Annotated in this window: 12 protein-coding genes and 1 pseudogene; 3 read left to right on the forward strand and 10 right to left on the reverse strand. The window is 74.5% G+C overall.

Annotated features, from left to right (window positions below):
• Nucleotides 1-148: 148 nt before the first annotated feature.
• Nucleotides 149-424, forward strand: a complete 276-nt coding sequence (locus tag LH044_RS02700) for a hypothetical protein (protein ID WP_227758259.1) — start codon at nucleotides 149-151, stop codon at nucleotides 422-424.
• 59 nt (nucleotides 425-483) lie between these two features.
• On the opposite strand, the gene LH044_RS02705 is transcribed toward LH044_RS02700, so the two are convergent.
• The 7 genes and pseudogenes from LH044_RS02705 to LH044_RS21980 all read right to left on the reverse strand — a co-directional run.
• Entirely contained in the window at nucleotides 484-3,075 is a 2,592-nt protein-coding gene (locus LH044_RS02705; protein WP_227758260.1) for an ABC transporter permease, read from the reverse strand.
• Nucleotides 3,076-3,109: 34 nt separating this feature from the next.
• Nucleotides 3,110-3,949, reverse strand: coding sequence for an ABC transporter ATP-binding protein (locus LH044_RS02710; RefSeq protein WP_227758261.1), 840 nt, complete (start codon nucleotides 3,947-3,949; stop codon nucleotides 3,110-3,112).
• A 231-nt stretch (nucleotides 3,950-4,180) separates the two neighbouring features.
• The gene (locus LH044_RS02715) at nucleotides 4,181-4,939 is read right to left on the reverse strand and encodes a DUF4097 family beta strand repeat-containing protein (RefSeq protein WP_227760057.1); all 759 of its coding nucleotides are present in this window, start codon (nucleotides 4,937-4,939) and stop codon (nucleotides 4,181-4,183) included.
• Between the two features lie 191 nt (nucleotides 4,940-5,130).
• Nucleotides 5,131-5,790 (reverse strand): LuxR C-terminal-related transcriptional regulator, encoded by a 660-nt coding sequence (locus LH044_RS02720; RefSeq protein ID WP_374210523.1) that lies wholly within the window; start codon nucleotides 5,788-5,790, stop codon nucleotides 5,131-5,133.
• Entirely contained in the window at nucleotides 5,778-7,040 is a 1,263-nt protein-coding gene (locus tag LH044_RS02725) for a sensor histidine kinase (protein ID WP_227758263.1), read from the reverse strand. The genes LH044_RS02720 and LH044_RS02725 overlap by 13 nt, the downstream gene beginning before the upstream one ends.
• 172 nt (nucleotides 7,041-7,212) lie before the next feature.
• Nucleotides 7,213-7,575 carry a nuclear transport factor 2 family protein gene (locus LH044_RS21975; RefSeq protein WP_374210585.1) on the reverse strand — a complete coding sequence of 121 codons (363 nt, stop codon included), beginning with the start codon at nucleotides 7,573-7,575 and terminating at the stop codon, nucleotides 7,213-7,215.
• Between the two features lie 78 nt (nucleotides 7,576-7,653).
• Nucleotides 7,654-7,869: pseudogene (locus LH044_RS21980) on the reverse strand (DUF1272 domain-containing protein); the annotation flags it as partial.
• A gap of 231 nt (nucleotides 7,870-8,100) precedes the next feature.
• Between LH044_RS21980 and LH044_RS02735 the strand changes: the two are divergent.
• A complete protein-coding gene (locus tag LH044_RS02735) occupies nucleotides 8,101-9,636 on the forward strand; it encodes an NAD(P)/FAD-dependent oxidoreductase (protein WP_227758265.1) in 1,536 nt (511 codons plus the stop codon).
• Between the two features lie 19 nt (nucleotides 9,637-9,655).
• On the opposite strand, the gene LH044_RS02740 is transcribed toward LH044_RS02735, so the two are convergent.
• From LH044_RS02740 to LH044_RS02750, 3 genes are all read right to left on the reverse strand, one after another.
• The gene (locus LH044_RS02740; protein WP_227758266.1) at nucleotides 9,656-12,718 is read right to left on the reverse strand and encodes an acyltransferase family protein; all 3,063 of its coding nucleotides are present in this window, start codon (nucleotides 12,716-12,718) and stop codon (nucleotides 9,656-9,658) included.
• 7 nt (nucleotides 12,719-12,725) lie between these two features.
• A complete protein-coding gene (locus LH044_RS02745) occupies nucleotides 12,726-13,523 on the reverse strand; it encodes a polyprenol monophosphomannose synthase (protein WP_227758267.1) in 798 nt (265 codons plus the stop codon).
• A 129-nt stretch (nucleotides 13,524-13,652) separates the two neighbouring features.
• Nucleotides 13,653-15,338 (reverse strand): glycosyltransferase family 39 protein, encoded by a 1,686-nt coding sequence (locus LH044_RS02750; RefSeq protein WP_227758268.1) that lies wholly within the window; start codon nucleotides 15,336-15,338, stop codon nucleotides 13,653-13,655.
• A 168-nt stretch (nucleotides 15,339-15,506) separates the two neighbouring features.
• Between LH044_RS02750 and LH044_RS02755 the strand changes: the two genes are divergently transcribed.
• Entirely contained in the window at nucleotides 15,507-17,336 is a 1,830-nt protein-coding gene (locus LH044_RS02755) for a hypothetical protein (protein ID WP_227758269.1), read from the forward strand.
• Nucleotides 17,337-17,340 lie beyond the last annotated feature (4 nt).

The following is a 17,340-nucleotide window of genomic DNA, read 5'->3' on the forward strand; positions in this document are numbered from 1 at the left end:
CTCCCGGACGGCCGTCCACCCCCGCCTCCCGGACGGCCGTCCACCGCGGGAGTGCGGTTGCACACCGTTCGACCACAGGCAGGACACCGGAAGATCACACGGTTGCGGCCCTATCGATCCACAGCCGGCGCTCCGTACGGTGATCGCCATGACCACGCTGCTCATCGACCACCCCGGCGACGGCTCGACCACCGTCCCGACCGCCTTCGACGTGACCCTCCGCGACGGCACGGTCGAACGGGTCACCGGCGCCGACGCCTACGAGCCCGAGCGCTCGATGACCACCTTCTTCCGCACCGACGGCCGGCCGACCGTCGACTGCTGGAGCGTGCGGATGGCGAGCTTCCGGACCGACGAGATCCTGGCCATCCGCCGGCTCGAGCACGCCGTCGACGCGGCCGAGCCCGCCCTCCGCGCCGTCTGAGCGGGAGGACGGGCTCGGGACCGTCGGGGGGTGACCCGGGCCGGAGCGGGAGCCGGCCGTCAGCTCGAGGCGATCGCCTGGAGCACGTCCATCCGGGCCGCCCGGCCGGCGGGGCGCCAGGCCGCGAGCACGCCGGCGACCGCACCGACGACGGCGACAACGACCAGCCCGGTGACGGGAGCGCGGAACACGCCGTCCAGCTCGGCGCCGACGGTCGCCCCGACGAGCGCCCAACCGACGGCCAGGCCGATCGCCATGCCGAGCGCGGTGCCGAGCACGGCGACCATCACGCCCTCCCAGCGGACCATCGACCGCACCTGGGGCCGGGTCTCCCCGACGGCCCGGAGCAGCCCGAGCTCACGGGTGCGCTCCATGACCGACAGCGACAGCGTGTTGGCGATGCCCATCAGGGCGATCACGATCGACAGCGCCAGGAGGACGTAGACGATCCCGAGGATCTGCGAGATCTCGCCGGCGGCCATGTCGACGTACTCGCCGTGGTCCATCGACTCGGGCGCCCCGACGGCCGTCGCCACGGCGTCGACCTGGGACCGCACCGCCGCCTCGTCGGCGCCGGGGGCGAGCCCGATCATCACGATGGCGTCCGTGGTCTGGGCCACGTGACGGGACCACGTCCCGAGCGGCAGGAGCACCCCGTCGACGATGTCGGTGTGCTCGAACTCGACCGCCACCCGTGCGGGCTCGACGGCGCCGTCGGGGAAGGTGAACGGCACGGTGTCGCCCAGGTGCCAGCCGCGCTCGGCCAGCTCCTCGCTCGACACCGCGATCTCGTCGTCGGCGAGCGCGGCCAGGTCGCCCCGGCGGACACCGATGTCGCTGACGGCGGCGAGCTCGGAGGGGTCGACGACGGTGACGTCGAGCGATCGGTCGCCCTCGTCGGTCGCGGAGGACGCCCCGCCCGGCCCGGCATCCCCGGGCTCGAGGGCCACCGTGCCCCACCCGAGGCCGGCGACGTGCTCGACGCCGTCGATCGCGGCGATCTCCCGTCCGAGGTCCGGGGCCAGGCCGGCACCGCTGAAGCCCTCGTCCTGGATGACCAGGTCGGCGCGGACGGACCGGGCGAGGGACTGGTCGACGTAGCCGGTCGCCGAGGCGCCGAACACCATGAACACGGTGACGACGCCGACGCCGACGAGCAGCGCCGTGGCCATCCGGGCGGTGCGCCGCGGGTTCCGGGTGGCGTTCTCGCGGGCGAGGCGGCCCGGGGCGCCGCGGAGGGCGGCGACGGGGGTGCCGAGGGCACGGGTCACCGGCACGGCCAGGACGGGGGCGAGGAGCAGCGCCCCGACGAGGACGCCGAGCGCTCCGAGGCCGACCCGGGCCACCGGGCCGTCCCACCAGCCGAGCGCCGGCCCCGCCATCAGCAGGCCGCCGCCGACGACGAGCACGCCACCGATGGCGGTGCGCACCCGACCGATGTGGAGGCGCTCGGCCTCGCCGTCGCGGAGGGCGGCGATGGGCCGCACCCGCGACGTGGCGATCACCGGACCGAGGCCGGCCACCAGGGTCGCCAGGACGCCGACGACCATGCCGACGACGATGGTGCCGCCGGTGAGCGAGAGCGAGCCGGTCGGCACGTCCATGCCCATCCCGTCGAGCGCCGCCTTGAGCAGCGACGCGAGTCCGAGGCCGGCGCCGATCCCGATGATCGAGGCGACGACGCCGACGATCAGCACCTCCACCGCGGTCGAGCGGACGACCTGGCCCCGGGTCGCGCCGACCGCACGGAGCAGCGCCCACTCGCGCTGCCGCTGGGCGGCCACGACCGAGAACGTGTTGTGGATGCTGAAGGTGGCGACGAGGATCGCCACGCCGGCGAACACGACGAGGAACGTGCGGAGGAAGCCGAGGAAGTCCTCGTCGATCGCCTGGCTCTGCTCGGCTGCGAGGTCCGTGCCGGTGATGGCCTCGGCGCCGTTCGGCAGCGCGGCCGCGACCCGCTGGCGCAGCTCGTCGGCGTCGACGTCGGTCGCGCCGACGACCGCCACGGTCGAGACCCGGTCCTGACCGGCGGCGAGGTAGGTGCGGGCGTCATCGTCCGACAGCCAGGTCGTGCTGGCGGTCCCGGCGCCGTCGTCCTCGCCGAAGGTGGCGAGGCCGACCACGGTCACCTGGACGGGCGCGGGCGTCAGCAGGGTCGTGGTGCTGCCGATCCGCAGCCCTCCGTCGGCGGCGGTGGCCCTGTCGACGACCACCTCACCCGACGCCTCGGGCAGGTGCCCGTCGACGAGCCGGAACGGGTTGACCTCGTCGTCGGGCACCCAGTTCATGGCGAGCGTCGGCGGCCCGTCACCGCCGAGGCGGGCGCCGTCGGCGCCCAGCAGCTGGCCGATCCCGACGATCGAGCCGTAGGCCGCCTCGACGCCCCGGACGTCGCCGATCCGGTCCACGACCGCGGCGTCGAGGGTGCCGGCGCCCATCGCCTCGTCCGCGGACGAGGCGCCGGCGGGACGGACGACGACGTCGGTGCCGGCGTTGAGCTCGCCGAAGAGGTCGTCGAAGCCCTTGGTCATCGCATCGCCGAGGACGAGCGTCCCGGTGAGGAACGCGACGCCGACGACGACGGCCAGGCTGGTCGCCAGCAGGCGCCGGCGGTGGGCCCGCAGGCCCGCGAGGGTGATCTTCCACATGGTGGTGGCTCCTGTTCGTTCTCGTCGGGCCGGCTCAGTCGCCGAGCGACTTGAGGCGGTCGAGGACGACGGCGGCGGTCGGGGCCTGGATGCGGTCGACGATGTGGCCGTCGGCGAGCAGCACGGCCTCGTCCGCGTGGGCCGCGGCGAGGGGGTCGTGGGTGACCATCACGACGGTCTGGCCGGCGGCGTCGGTCGCCCGCCGGAGCAGGCCGAGCACCTCGGCGCCGGAGCGCGAGTCGAGGTTGCCGGTGGGCTCGTCGGCGAAGACCACGGTGGGTCGGGTGACCAGCGCACGGGCGACCGCCACCCGCTGCTGCTGGCCACCCGAGAGCTCGGTCGGGCGGTGCGAGAGCCGCTCGCGCAGCCCGACGGTGTCGATGACGAAGTCGATCCACTCGCGCTCCGGGGAGCGGGCGCCGATCGAGCGGCCGGCCAGGGTGAACGGCAGGAGGACGTTCTCCTCGGCGGTGAGCGTCGGCACCAGGTTGAAGGCCTGGAACACGAAGCCGACCTGCGACCGGCGGAGCACCGTGAGGTCCTTGTCGGACAGCGTGCCCAGGTCGACGTCGCCGATGAGGATCCGGCCGGAGGTGAGGGCGTCGAGCCCGGCCGCGCAGTGCAGCAGCGTCGACTTGCCCGAGCCCGACGGGCCCATGATCGCCGTGAACCGGGCGGAGGGGAACGTGATCGAGACGTCGTCGAGGGCGGTGACCGCGGTGTCGGCGGCGCCGCCCCGGGCATCGCCGTAGACCTTCGTCGCGTGCTCGACGCGGACGGCGGCCGGGGCCGGGTGGGGGTGTCCCGCCGCGCCGGGCGCCGGTGGAGCGGCGGTGGCGGTGGGGTGGGCGTCCTGGACGTGGGCGGTGTGCACGGCGGCCTCCGAGGGTGTGCGGGGCGCCTCGTGCGCCCTGCGATCGAACCTACGGACGAGGCTGGCGGGGCGGAATGGAGCGACCGGGTGTCCTCCGGTGGGGGCTATCCCCACCCCTCGGGTGGGGTGCACGGCCGCGGCGTTCCCGCTCCCGCGCCACGCCGGTCGTCGGGCCGATGGGGCGCGCCGGGTCCGACGGGGCGCGCCACGCCGGTCGTCGTCGGGGCCGGCTCAGGCCGGGTAGCGGACGGTCAGGGAGCCGTCGCCGCTGCGCAGCACGATCGTGCGACCCGAGGCGGGGTCGGTCCGCACCCGGGTGTCGACGGTCCCGTCCCCGCTCGTCGCGTCCACCCGGTAGGTCTCGGGGCCGTCGGGGACCACGACATCGACCTCGCCGTCGCCGGTGTCGACCGACACCGCCGCGGGTGCGGTCGCGAACGACAGGCCGACGGCACCGTTGCGCGTCGACACCTCGGCCCGGTCCGCCAGACCGGAGGCGAGCACGTCGCCGTCGGTGACGTCGACCGCCAGCGAGCCTCCGATACCGGTGGCGACCACGTCGCCGTCGACGGTCGAGATCGCCACCGACGACCGGACGTCGCGGACCGCGACGTCGCCGTCGCGACCCTCGACCTCGACGGCGAGGGACGACGGCGCCCGGACCACCAGGTCGACGGCGCAGACGCCCGGCGAGAACCCGGGGCACGTCCCCTCGACGACCACGCGGCCGCCGTCGCGGCGCACCTCGACGTCGGCGTCCACCAGGCTGCGCCGGACGCGGGCCTCGACCGATACGCGCTCGCTGCCGCCGCCGACGATCTCGACGCTGCCCTGGTCGGCCTGCACGACGAGCGTGGTGACCCCGTCGCCGGGGACCGACCGCCGGACGATGCTCGAGTCGAGCGAGAGCAGGCCGAGCACCTGGAGGGCCGAGACGGCGAGGGCGCAGACCGCGAACCCGGCGCCGACCACCCGCCAGAGCCGGCGCACGCCGGACCGGGGCGGGCCCGGCGGCGGAGGGGGCGGGGCGCCGCGGTACGGCGGGGGCGTCAGGACAGCGGTCCCCGTGGTGGTCGGAGGGGCCATCGCCGGAGGTGGCGGCGCCGCGTGAGGGTCGGTTGGCGGAACGCTCTGCGGGCCGCCGGGGAGCGGCGGTGCGGGCGGGACGGGCCACTGCTCGGTCATGACTCGATCCAGCGCAGGACGGCGAGCACCCGACGGTGGTCGCCGGGGGTCGGGGGCAGGTCGAGCTTGCTGAAGATGTTGCTCACGTGCTTCTCCACGGCGCCGTCGCTCACGACGAGGGCGTCGGCGATCGCCGCGTTCGTGCGGCCCTCGGCCATCAGGCCCAGGACCTCGCGCTCACGGGGGGACAGGGCCGCCAGCGGGTCCCGGCGGTTGGAGCGGGCGAGCAGCTGGGCCACGACCTCGGGGTCGAACACCGCCCCGCCCTCGCCCACCCGGGCCACCGCGTCCATGAAGTCGCCGACGTCGGCGATCCGGTCCTTGAGCAGGTACCCGACGCCGCTGGCGGTGCTGCCGCCCGACGAGTCGGCGAGCAGGTCGGACGCGTAGCGCTCCTCGACGTACTGGGAGAGCACGAGGATGGCCACCTGCGGCCAGCGCGACCGCACCTCGAGCGCGGCCCGCAGCCCGTCGTCGGTGTGGGTCGGGGGCATCCGGACGTCGACCACCGCCAGGTCGGGCAGCAGCCGCTCGACCGAGTCGACCAGCGCGACGGCGTCGCCGACGGCACCGACCACCTCGTGGCCGCCGTCGGTGAGCAGCCGGGTCAGCCCGGCCCGCAGCAGCACGCTGTCCTCCGCGATCACGATCCGCACGGGACCTCCACCAGCACCGTCGTGGGTCCGCCCACCGGGCTGACCACCTGCATCCACCCGTCGAGCGCCGCGACCCGCTCCTCGAGGCCGCGGAGCCCCGTCCCGCCGGAGGCGCTCGACGCACCGCCGACGCCGTCGTCGGACACCACGATGGTGAGCCGGTCGCGACGGCGCACGATCTCGACGGTGGCCCGGGTGGCCTGCGAGTGGCGGGCGACGTTGGTCAGCGCCTCGGACACGATGAAGTACGCCGCGCTCTCGACCGACGGCGACGGCCTCGGCGCCACGTCGACCCGCAGCTCGACGGGTACCCCGGCGCGGGCGACGACGGCCGACAGGGCGGCGTCGAGCCCGCGGTCCTCGAGGATCACCGGGTGGATGCCACGCACGAGGTCCCGCAGCTCCTTCAGCGCCGCCTTCACCTCGTCGTGCGCCTCCGACACGAGCTCGCGGGCGCGGTCGGGGTCGGTCTCCATCGCCTGGCGGGCGACGCCGAGGTCCATCGCCACGGCGATCAGCCGCTGCTGCGCGCCGTCGTGCAGGTCGCGCTCGATGCGCCGGCGCTCCGCCTCCGCGCTGTCGACCGCGGCGGCCCGGCTCGTCTGGAGCTCGCTGACGCGCTCCTCGAACTCGACCCGCTCCGAGCGCCCGAGCAGGAGCCGGCCCACCGCCCGGTCGAGCTCCGCCAGCCACGTGGTGGCCCAGGGGGCGACGATGCCGACGACGACGAGGCCGAGCACGGAGAGCAGCCCGACCCCCGGGCCCGATCCGATCTCGAAGAGGCCGAACTCGGCCGCGCCCGAGGCGAACTGGCCCACGATCAACGGCAGCAGGAGCAGCACGACGCCGCCGGCCCACAGCGTGGTGGCGGTGGTCGTCGTGAGCACGGCGAGAGGCAGGTGCAGGAGCGCGTACCCCAGCTCCTTCCAGCGGCTCGCCGTGCGGAACCTCCAGATGAAGCGGTACCACCAGTTGCGGCCCTGGGCCTTCGGGTTGGGGTCGTGCAGCGTCGTGCCGAGGAGGGCGGCGAACCGGCTGCGCTCCGCGACCGCGTACGCGTGGGTGCCGAGCATGCCGAGCCAGGCCACGACGATCGCGGCCGGGAAGAGCACGATGAGGCTGCCCGCCGTCGACGCCATGGTCACCACGAACGTGAACCCGATCGTCGCGATGACCAGGTCTAGGCACAGGTGGCAGAGGGACCACCACGTCTGCGTGGTGCGCCACGGGCGGAAGACGGTGCTGAGCACGGATCCCACCGTACGGAGCGCGGCGGGACCGGACCATGACGTGCGCCGGTGTCGTCGACCGGGGGACAACCCCACCCCGCCGGCGGAGGCAGAGCCAGCCCGCCGGCAGAGGCAACAACAGCCCGCCGGCAGAGGCAACAACAGCCCGCCGGCAGAGGCAGAGCCAGCCCGGTCAGGCCCAGAGCTCGTCGACGAGTTCCTGGTCGGCCTCGTGGAGCCAGCACTCGGCCAGCCGCCCGGCCTCGACCCGGTACCGGAGCACGCGGAGCAGCTCGGCGCTGCGACCATCGCGGCGGAGCCGCTCTCGCACCACGAGGGCGCCGCCGCCGTCGGAGACCATGATCTCGTCGACGCCGAGCAGCTCGCGCGGCGCGACGGCGGACACCTGCGCCATGACGTCGAGCGCGGCCGCCCTGCCGACGTGGGTGCCGGCGAACGGGTTCCGCCCCGCGTAGTGCAGCGTGAAGTCCTCGGCGTAGCAGTCGACGAGGGTCGCGAGGTCGCCGTCCCGCCACGCGGTGGCGTACCGCAGCAGGACCGTGCCGGGGTGGTCCTCGTCGCCGGGGCGGTTCGAGAGGGCCCGGCGGTGGGCCTCGTCGTCGACGTCGGAGCGGACCTCGTCGACGGAGGCGGGGGCGCCGTCGAGCAGCGCGGCGGGCCGCACGGGTCGGGCCACGAGCTCGCCGCCGCAGTTGGGGCAGACGCCGCCGAGCACGGCCTCGGCGCACGCTGCGCAGAACGTGCACTCGAAGGTGCAGATGCGGGCGTCGAGGGCCCCGGGCGGCAGCGCCCGGCCGCAGCGCTCGCACGAGGGTCGCAGCTCCAGCACGGTCCCACCCTCCGATCCGGCGCCGTCCGGGTCAAGGACCGTTCCCTGACGGATCCCGCCACCGCAGGCTGCGGCGCGCCCGCCCCGGAGGTCCCGCCGTTGGCCGGGCCGCGCCCATGTTCGGGTCCGAGGGGGCCTCGCGACTACGGTTCTGGGCCGTGCCGGGCCCCCTGCGGCCCCTCCTCTCCGCCCCATGGACACCACCTCCACGCTCCCCCTCCCCGTGATCTCATGACTGACGCACCCACGAAGGACGACGCCCCCGAGGTCGTCGTGATCGGCGCCGGCCCCGCAGGCCTGACCGCCGCGTACCAGCTCTCGAAGGACGACGTCGCCGCCACGATCCTCGAGTCCGACGACATCGTCGGCGGGATCAGCCGCACCGCCGAGCGCGACGGCTGGCGCTTCGACATCGGCGGCCACCGCTTCTTCACCAAGGTCGCCTCGGTCGAGGCCGTCTGGCACGAGATCCTCGAGGACGACGAGTTCCTGAAGCGGCCCCGCCTGAGCCGCATCTACTACCAGGGCAAGTACTACGACTACCCGATCAAGCCGCTGAACGCCCTGCGCAACCTGGGCTTCATCGAGGCGGTGCGCTGCACGCTGTCGTACCTGTGGGCGAAGGCGCGCCCGCCGAAGGACCAGTCGACGCTCGAGGGCTACGTCGTGGCCGACTACGGCCGCCGCCTCTACGAGCACTTCTTCCGGACGTACAACATCAAGCTCTGGAACGTCGACCCGAAGTACCTGTCGAGCGACTTCGGGGCGCAGCGGATCAAGGGCATGTCGCTGTGGAGCGCCGTCTGGGAGCCGGTCCGGACCCGCCTCTTCGGCAACCGGGCCGACAAGTCGAAGCAGGTCACGAGCCTGATCGAGGAGTTCCAGTACCCGAAGTACGGGCCCGGGATGATGTGGGAGCGCTGCACCGAGATCGTGACCGAGCGCGGCGCCGAGCTGCACATGGGCACGACGGTGACCACCATCAGGCGTGACCCCGAGGCCAAGCGGGCCACCTCGGTGGTCGCCCGCACGGCGTCGGGCGAGACCGTCGAGCACGTCGCCGACGAGGTCATCTCGACGATGCCCTTCTCGCACCTGCTGAAGGCCATGGACCCGCCGCCGCCGGCCGAGGTGATCGCCGCCGCCGACCAGCTCCGCTTCCGGGACTTCCTGACGATCGCCCTGGTCGTGCCGGTCGAGTACGGCTTCCCCGACAACTGGATCTACATCCACGCCCCCGAGGTGCAGGTCGGGCGCATCCAGAACTTCGGCCAGTGGTCGCCGTACATGGTCAAGGACGGGCGCACCTGCCTGGGCCTCGAGTACTTCGTGTTCGAGGGCGAGGGCCTGTGGTCCAAGCCCGACGACGAGCTCATCGCGCTCGGCACCCACGAGCTGTCGGTGCTGGGGCTGGTCGACCCGTCCAAGGTCGAGACCGGCTACGTCGTGCGGATGCCGAAGGCGTACCCGGTGTACGACGAGGACTACAAGGCGAACGTCGCCGTGCTCCGGACGTGGTTGGAGGCCAACGTGCCGAACGTGCACCCCGTGGGGCGCAACGGTATGCACAAGTACAACAACCAGGACCACTCGATGCTCACGGCCATGCTGACCGTCGAGAACATCCTCGGCCGCGGCCCGCACGACATCTGGTCGGTGAACGTCGAGGAGGAGTACCACGAGGAGGGCACCGGCACGTCGGGGTCCACCCAGGGCACCGGCCGCGACGCCCCGATCGTCCCGAACGCCGCGCCCCGCGCCCACTGACGAGGGCGCTTCCGCCCGGTCAGCCCCCGGCGGGCGCCGGCGGCGGGCCGTTGCGGGCCAGCTCGAGCACCTGCGGGCCCATCCACTCGCCGATCGTCGGCAGGTAGCTGTCGAGGAAGTGCAGGCCGTCCTGGCGCTTCGCCGGATCGACCTCGCCGCCCGGTTGGGACGCCAGCCACGTCTGCAGGTCGATGACCGCGGTGACACCCGGCCGCAGCGAGGCGGCGTGGCGGATGATCTCGTTCAGGCGGTCGACGCGCGCCGGCTCGGACTCGGGCAGCCCGGTGAAGCCCTGGTCCTGGCCGGCGTCGAAGTGCGGGTAGGTCACGAGCGCGACCGTCGCGCCCTTGGAGCCGAGCACGTCGATCGCCGACAGCAGCTCCCGGAGCAGGTAGTCGTCGATCTCGGGCTGGCCGATGTGGCGCCAGCGGCTGTCGCCGGGCAGCTTCCGGTCCACGACCTCCCAGATCCCCGACGTCAGCACGACGACGTTCGGGTCGCGCTCCGCGAGCCACCCCGGGAACGTCGCCGACCAGTCGCAGCGGCCGGGGAACTCGTTGAAGTTGCGCAGGAACCGGAAGTCGCCGCCCCGGGCGATCGGACAACCCAGCTGGGCCACGTTCGAGGTGCGCACGTCCGAGCGGCCCTGGGCCCAGCCGGCGAGCGCGGTGGAGTAGTTGTAGGCGACGGAGTCGCCGGCGACCATCACGGTCGCGCGTCGGCCCGGAGCCGCGGTGCGGCGTGGCGCCGGTGGCGGGGCGGGCGGGAGCGGCGCCTCCGAGGCGACGGACGGCGTCGACGCCGGCGCGGTCCGCTCCGTGATCTCGCGCAGCTGCGGCTCGAGCCACTCGAGCACCAGGGAGCGGCCCTCCGCGGTGAGGCCGAGACCGACGTCCCGCAGCTGCGGGGCCAGCTCTCCCCCGGTCCGGGTGCGCAGCTCGCCGGCCAGGTCGAGCACGTCGGCGCCGCGGTCGGCCGCCACCGCCGTCAGGAGCTGGTTCCACGCGTCGATGCGGGCCGGGTCGTTCTCGGTGTGCGACGGCGCCGGTGCGCCGCTCGCCGCGACCTCGTCCCGGTAGGTCGACAGCGCCGCCCGCTGCGGATCGCTCGACACCACGACCGGCGGCGTCGGACCCGGCAGCACCTGGCTCTCGAGACGGGGCACCGTGAGCACCACGACCCGCGAGCCGGTCGACGAGAGGCCGTCGAGCAGCGCGCCGACGTCGGCACGTTGGAAGTCGGCGATCGCCGGGTCGTTCGACGGCAGCCAGGACTGGTCCTCCACGCCGAGGCGACGGTTCGCCAGGTCGCGGACGCCACCCCAGACGAGGACGATGTCGGGCCGCTGCTGCTCGACGGCCGCCGTCCACGTGTCGCGCACCGCGCCGCAGCGGTCGGGGTCGCGCTCGATCCGACCGTCGGCGACCTGCACGTACCCGCCCACGGTCAGGCCGCACGACGGCGCGGCGGCGACGCTCACCTCGAGCCCGTCGACCTCCTCGCCCGCGACCGGCTGGAGCGTGCCGGCGAGCTCGTCGCCCACCACGAGGACCTTGACCAGCGGCGGCGCCGGCGGGGCGGTCGGCTGCGACGCGGAGGCCTGCTCGAGCGCGCTGGGGGCCGGCAGGTCGTTCGTGACGACGGCATCGCCGCCGATCAGGGCGATCAGCGCCACGCCGGCCAGCGCCGCGCCCCTCGGCGACGGCAGCACGTCGCCGAGCCGGATCGGCTGCTCGACCACCCGGTGCATGACGAACGCCGCGGTGATCGTGACGGCGACCCGCAGCGCGAACAGCGGCCACGGCGCCCAGCCGGTGCGGGCCGGCGTGAGCCAGAGGAAGACCGGCCAGTGCAGCAGGTAGATGCCGTAGCTGATGCCGCCGATCCACACGAGCGGACGCCACGACATCACCGAGCCGAGCACGCCCGGCTGCAGGGCGCCGACGATGATCGTGGCGGTGGCCGCCGCCGTCAGGAGGAAGCCCCACGGGTACATCCACGTCGACTCGACCGTGGCGACGTGCCAGAGCCACAGCGTGACGACGACGGCGACGACCGACAGCGCGGGCCAGATCCGCCGCAGCGGGCCGGGCCGGAGCCGGATGCCGTGCAGCATGGCGCAGGCGAGCAGCGCGCCCACGACCATCTCGACCATCCGCGTGTCGGTGCCGAAGTAGGCGCGGTCGATCGAGCTGCGCGCGAACACGCCGTTGGCGACGGCCGATGCGAGGCCGACCACGGCGAGCACGCCGACGAGCGGGGCCAGGGACCGCTCGGCGCGGCGGCGGCCGAGGGCCAGCCCGCCGAGGAGCAGGAGCGGCAGCAGCACGTAGAACTGCTGCTCGACCGACAGGCTCCAGAAGTGCTCGAGGGGCGACGGGGCGACGAACTGCGCCCCGTAGGACCGGTCGGCGGCGATGAAGTGCCAGTTGACGATCTCGGCGAGGGAGAACGGCACGTCGGAGCGCAGGTCGCGCAGCTGGTCGGTCGTCCAGAGGCCGATCGCGCCCATGGCCAGGACGAGCGCGATCGTCGTCCACGACGCCGGCAGCAGTCGCCGGAACCGCCGGCGCCAGAAGCGGCGCAGGTCCACGCCGCCCGAGCCGGCGTGCTCGCGGAGCAGCAGCGAGGTGATCAGGAACCCGGACAGCGTGAAGAACGCCGACACGCCGAGGAACCCGCCGGGGATCCACTCGAAGCGGGCGTGGTACACGAGCACGGCCGCGACCGCGACCGCCCGGAGCCCGTCGAGCGCGGGGCGGTGGCCGAGCGGCTCCACGGTCGTGGCGGTGCTGCGTCGCCGCTCGACGCGGCGGACCGCCCGCGGCTCGCGCTCGAGCACGGTCGTCGCCGCCCCGCCGGTGCGCCGCCCGCCACCGTCGTCGCCGTCGCCGTCGTCGAGGTCGCCGCCGCCGGCACCGGCTTCGCCGTCATCGTCGCGGTCGACGACGTCGCCGGCACCGACCTCGACGGTGGTCGCCGGGGTGTCGTCCGGGTCGGCGTCGACGGGCGCCTCGGGGAGGTCCTCCCAGTGGAACCTGGCCCCCTCCGGGGGCGCGATGCGACCGCGACCGTCCTTCACGGCGCCCTCAGAGGTTCCGGGGCGATCCGGTCGGCCGGATGCGGGACTCGGCGAAGCGCCCCGGACCGGTGGCCCGGACGCGGTCGGTCAGGTGCGGCGCGCGCAGGGCGATCCCCCACCAGGTCACCCGCAGCTCGGTCTCGGCCATCGTCCGCACCACCGCCATCTTCGAGCTGCCGGCGACGCGGTCGACGAAGGTGATCGGCACCTCGACGACCCGCACGCCGGCGACCGACAGCCGGAACGCCGTCTCGATCTGGAAGAGGTAGCCGTTGGCGGTGGTGCCGTCGATGTCGATCGCCTCGAGCACCTCGGCGCGGTAGGCGCGGAACGCCGTGGTCGCGTCACGCAGGCGAAGGCGCAACATGGTCCGGGCGTACGTGTTGCCCCAGCGGGAGAGCATCCGGCGCATCCACGTCCAGTTGGGGACCGAGCCACCGGGCACGTAGCGCGACCCGACCGCCACGTCGGCGCCGGCGTCGACCGCGTCGAGGAGCACGGGCAGGACCGCGGGGTCGTGGGAGAAGTCGGCGTCCATCTGCACCACGACCTCGTACCCCTGATCGAGCGCATGTCGGAACCCGTGCCGGTACGCCGCCCCGAGCCCCTGCTTGCCGGGCCGGTGCAGGACCTGGATTCGACCCAGCTCCTCGGCGACCTCCTCGGCGATCTTGCCGGTGCCGTCGGGGCTGTTGTCGTCGGCGACGACGACGTCGAGCTCGGGGCAGACGGACCGCACCTCGCGCAGGAGCGCGGCGATGTTCTCCGCCTCCTGGTACGTGGGGATCACCAGCACCTTCGGCACCCGGCAACATTACCGGCGGGCCCGGGTGCGTCCGTGGAGCCCCGGCGACGCCCGGCGATGGCCGGGTCACCCCACGTCCACCCGACCGCCGGGTCCGTGTCCGGCGGCCGGCCCGGCCCGGCGACCCGCTCAGCGGCAGCGGCGGAGCAGCTCGAACGTCCCGGCGTCCTCGACGGTGCAGTAGTGGTCCTCGACGACGCGGTTGGGCGCCTCGGAGCCGTGCCCCGAGCTGTCGTTGGGCTCCTCCCAGCCGCTCCAGGCGTCGCTGAGGATGAGCCAGTCGTTGTCGAGCAGCTCGTCCGACAGGCCGGAGCCCTCGGCATCGGCGAGCCCCGGGTCCATCTCGATGTACCTCGTGCCGGGCTCGAGGTCCGGGAACAGGTAGTAGAAGAACGCGTCGCTGTAGTTGGTGCGCGACAGGTCCTTCGGCCCGACGATCAGGGTGTCGCCCGGCTCGGCCTCCTCCTGGAGTCGGTCCACCACGCGCTGGGCCGACTCGGCCCCTGCGCTGTCGCCGAAGTAGAACGTCCGGCCCTCGTTCGTGATCGGGTAGCCGAATCGGTTCCGGCCGAACGTCTGCCCCACCAGGTCGGCGTAGGTGCGCAGCGGGTAGAACGGGATGACGGCGATCAGGACGACCGCGACCGCGCCGATCCCGACCCAGGTGCGCCCGCCCGGCGACCACGACGGCAGCCGGCCCTCGAGGAGCGAGGCGATCGCCGGCACGCACAGGGCGAACGTGATGCCGGTGACCCACGACAGGTGTGCGGTGTCGGGGCGCTGGAGCGCCTGCTGGAGGAGGGCGGCGGCGAACAGCGCGAGCGGCCAGAAGCACAGCGACCGGGACGAGCGCGGCTCCCGGCGTCGCAGCTTCCACGCCGCGAACACCACGAGGGCGATCGACAGCGGGACGAGGGCGAACCAGAGGAAGATCTGCTGGGAGACGGCCGGCATCGGCAGCGGCCACCCCGTCTGGCGCAGCGCGCCGGCCCGTTGGAGGAACCCGTCGACCTCGCCCCACGACGGCGGGATCGGCAGCGACCGGCCGCCGCGGAGCTCGAAGACGGGCTCCAGGAACATGCCGCGGAACGACTCGACCGGGCCGGAGACGATCAGGTGCGGGATGTAGAGCGCGACGCCCGCCACCGCACCCCAGACCAGTGGGGCGCGGCGCGGCCGCTCGAGGTCCCACCACAGCGCGCCGAGCCCGAGGGCGACCGCCAGGACGAGGTCCGGGCGGTACAGCAGGGCCAGGCCGCCGAGCAGCCCCGCGATGAAGAGGAGCCGGCGGGCCCGGCGGTCGTCCTGGCGTCGAGCCGCGGACGTCCCGACCGCGAGCGAGCAGATCCCGAAGGCGAGGGCGCCGTTCCAGGCCATCGCCGACAGGCCGAGCGGGCCGATGAGGACCACGACCGAGATGACCGCCGCCGACGTCGAGACCCGGCGTCCCCACGGGCGGAGGGCGGCGAACAGCCCGTACGCGACGGCGGCGTGCTGGAGGAGCCCGACCAGGCGCTCGACGGTGAGCGACGTGCCGAACAGCTTGTAGACGCCGGCGAGCACCCAGAGCGACCCCGGCCCGTAGAGGTGCAGGAAGTCGTCGTGGGGCATCCGACCCTGGAGGATCTGCTCGGGGAACGCCAGCATGAACCCCTCCTCCATGGGGGGTCCCTGGTAGTGCATGAGCCCGATGACCGGGAGCAGCAGCGCGACGGCGACGATCCCGAGCGCGGCCACGTCCTTCCAACGGTCGGAGCGGTCCGGGCGGTCGGTGGCGCCCGGTGGCTCGACGACGTCTGCTCCGGCGGCGCTCACGGCGGGTGAGTCTCGCGCGCCCGGCCGCGGCGTTCGGGGCAACGATCCCCCGCGCCCGTCGCGAGTGCTGGCGTCGTCGAGGGGTCGGCGAGCCGACGCTCGTGGCGTCGGCGACCGGATGGGGAGGCTCCGGGGTGCGCCGGGGGCGCCCGCCTAGGGTGGCCGCCCGTGACCGACGACGCCGCCGTCCGCTCGGGAGACCCGTGGTGGCGCGCCGGCGACCGCGTGCCGACGGTCCTGTTGGCCCTCGCCGTCGCCATCCCGGCCGTCGTGGCCGGCGCCGCCCTCGCCGCCAAGGGCTGGCAGCCGGTCGGCGAGCTCGCGATGGCGGAGCTGCGGTTGCGGGGGTTCTGGGGCCATCCGCCCGATCTCGGCGCCGTGGCCAGGATCCGCGTCGGCGACCGGAGCGCCGCCCACCCCGGTCCCCTCGCCTACTGGCTCCTGTACCCCGTGTACGCGGCCTTCGGCCGGGGGCCGACCGGCCTCGCGCTCGCCGTCGGGAGCGTCGCCGCCGCCTGGGCCGCGGCGTCGGTCGTGCTCGTGGCCCGGCGTGCCGGCGCCGTCGTCGCCGGCCTGCTCGCCGCCGTGCTGCTCGTCTTCCTGGGCGGCCTCGGCCCGGTCGTGCTGAGCCAGCCGTGGAACCCCTGGATGGGGATCCTGCCGTTCGCCTTCCTCGTGCTCGCCGTCTGGGACGTGGTGGCGGACCACCCCTGGTCGCTGGTCGGTGTGGTCCTGGCCGGATCGGTCTGCGTCCAGACGCACTTCAGCTACGTCCCGGTCACCGCGGCGATGGGCCTGCTCGCGGTCGGCGCGGTGGTCGTGCACGGCGTCCGGACCCGCGGCTGGCGACCGGCCGCGGCCCCCGTCGCGGTGGCGGCCGGCGTCGGCCTGCTGGCCTGGGCGCCGGTCATCGTGCAGCAGCTGTTCGGCGACCCGGGGAACCTGTCGCTGCTCTGGGAGGGCTGGAACGATCGCGACCTGCCGCCGGCCGGGCTGGCCACGGCGATCCGGGTCGTCGCCCGGCACCTCGACCCGTTCGGCAGCTGGGCCACCGGCGACCCGGTGCTGACCCAGCGCGGGGTCCCGTGGGGCACCGTCGGGCTCGCGGCCGCGCTCGCAGCCCTCGCCGTGCTGGCCTGGCGGCGCCGCGACCGCGCGCCCTGGGGCTCGTTGCTGCGCCTGATGCTCACACTCGCCGTCGGCGTCGTGGCCGCGGTGGCCGGCATCAGCCGCACCACGGGCACCGTGTACGACTACCTCGTCGCCTGGGTGCTGGCGCTCACCGCGCTGTGCCTGCTCGCACTGGCGTGGGGGGCGTGGCTGCTCGTCGAGGACCGGGTCCGGGCGCTCGTCCCCCGGACCGCGCTCGGCGCGGTCGCGGCGATCGCGGTGGTCGGTCTGTGCGCGTGGACGACGGCGCGCGTCGCCGACCCGCCCGTCCCCGAACCCGACCGCTCCGCGACCGTCGACGCGCTCGCCCCGGAGGTGGAGCGGGCGCTCGACCCCGGCGACCGGTACCTCCTGCGGTGGACCGACCCGGTCTTCTACGGGTCCGCCGGCTTCGGGCTCCTGCTCCGGCTCGAGCGGGACGGCTACGACGTCGGCGTGGACCCGGCCTTCCGGGTCGAGGCGATGCCGAGCCGCGTCGCGGCCGCCGATGACGTCGACGGCGTCCTGTGGCTCGTGACCGGCGATGCGATCGAGCGGTGGCGCCGGCGCGACGACGTGGAGGAGGTCGCGCACTTCGACCCCCGCACCGACGCCGAGGCGCGGTCGGCCGACGACGGCCACGACGACCTCGTCGCGCACCTCACGGAGCTCGGCGGACCCGAGCTCGCATCGCGGCTCGCGACGAACCACTGGGACATCCTCGGCGACTCCCGCGTCGACGAGGCGACCAAGCAGGAGGTCATCCGGCTCGCCCGCTCCGGCCTCCCGACCGCGGTGTTCCTCGGCCCGCCCGGCACGGCGGACCTCCCCGCCGAGCCCGCCCCGTGACGGC

This window comes from Dermatobacter hominis (assembly GCF_020715685.1).
Lineage (GTDB): Bacteria > Actinomycetota > Acidimicrobiia > Acidimicrobiales > Microtrichaceae > Dermatobacter > Dermatobacter hominis.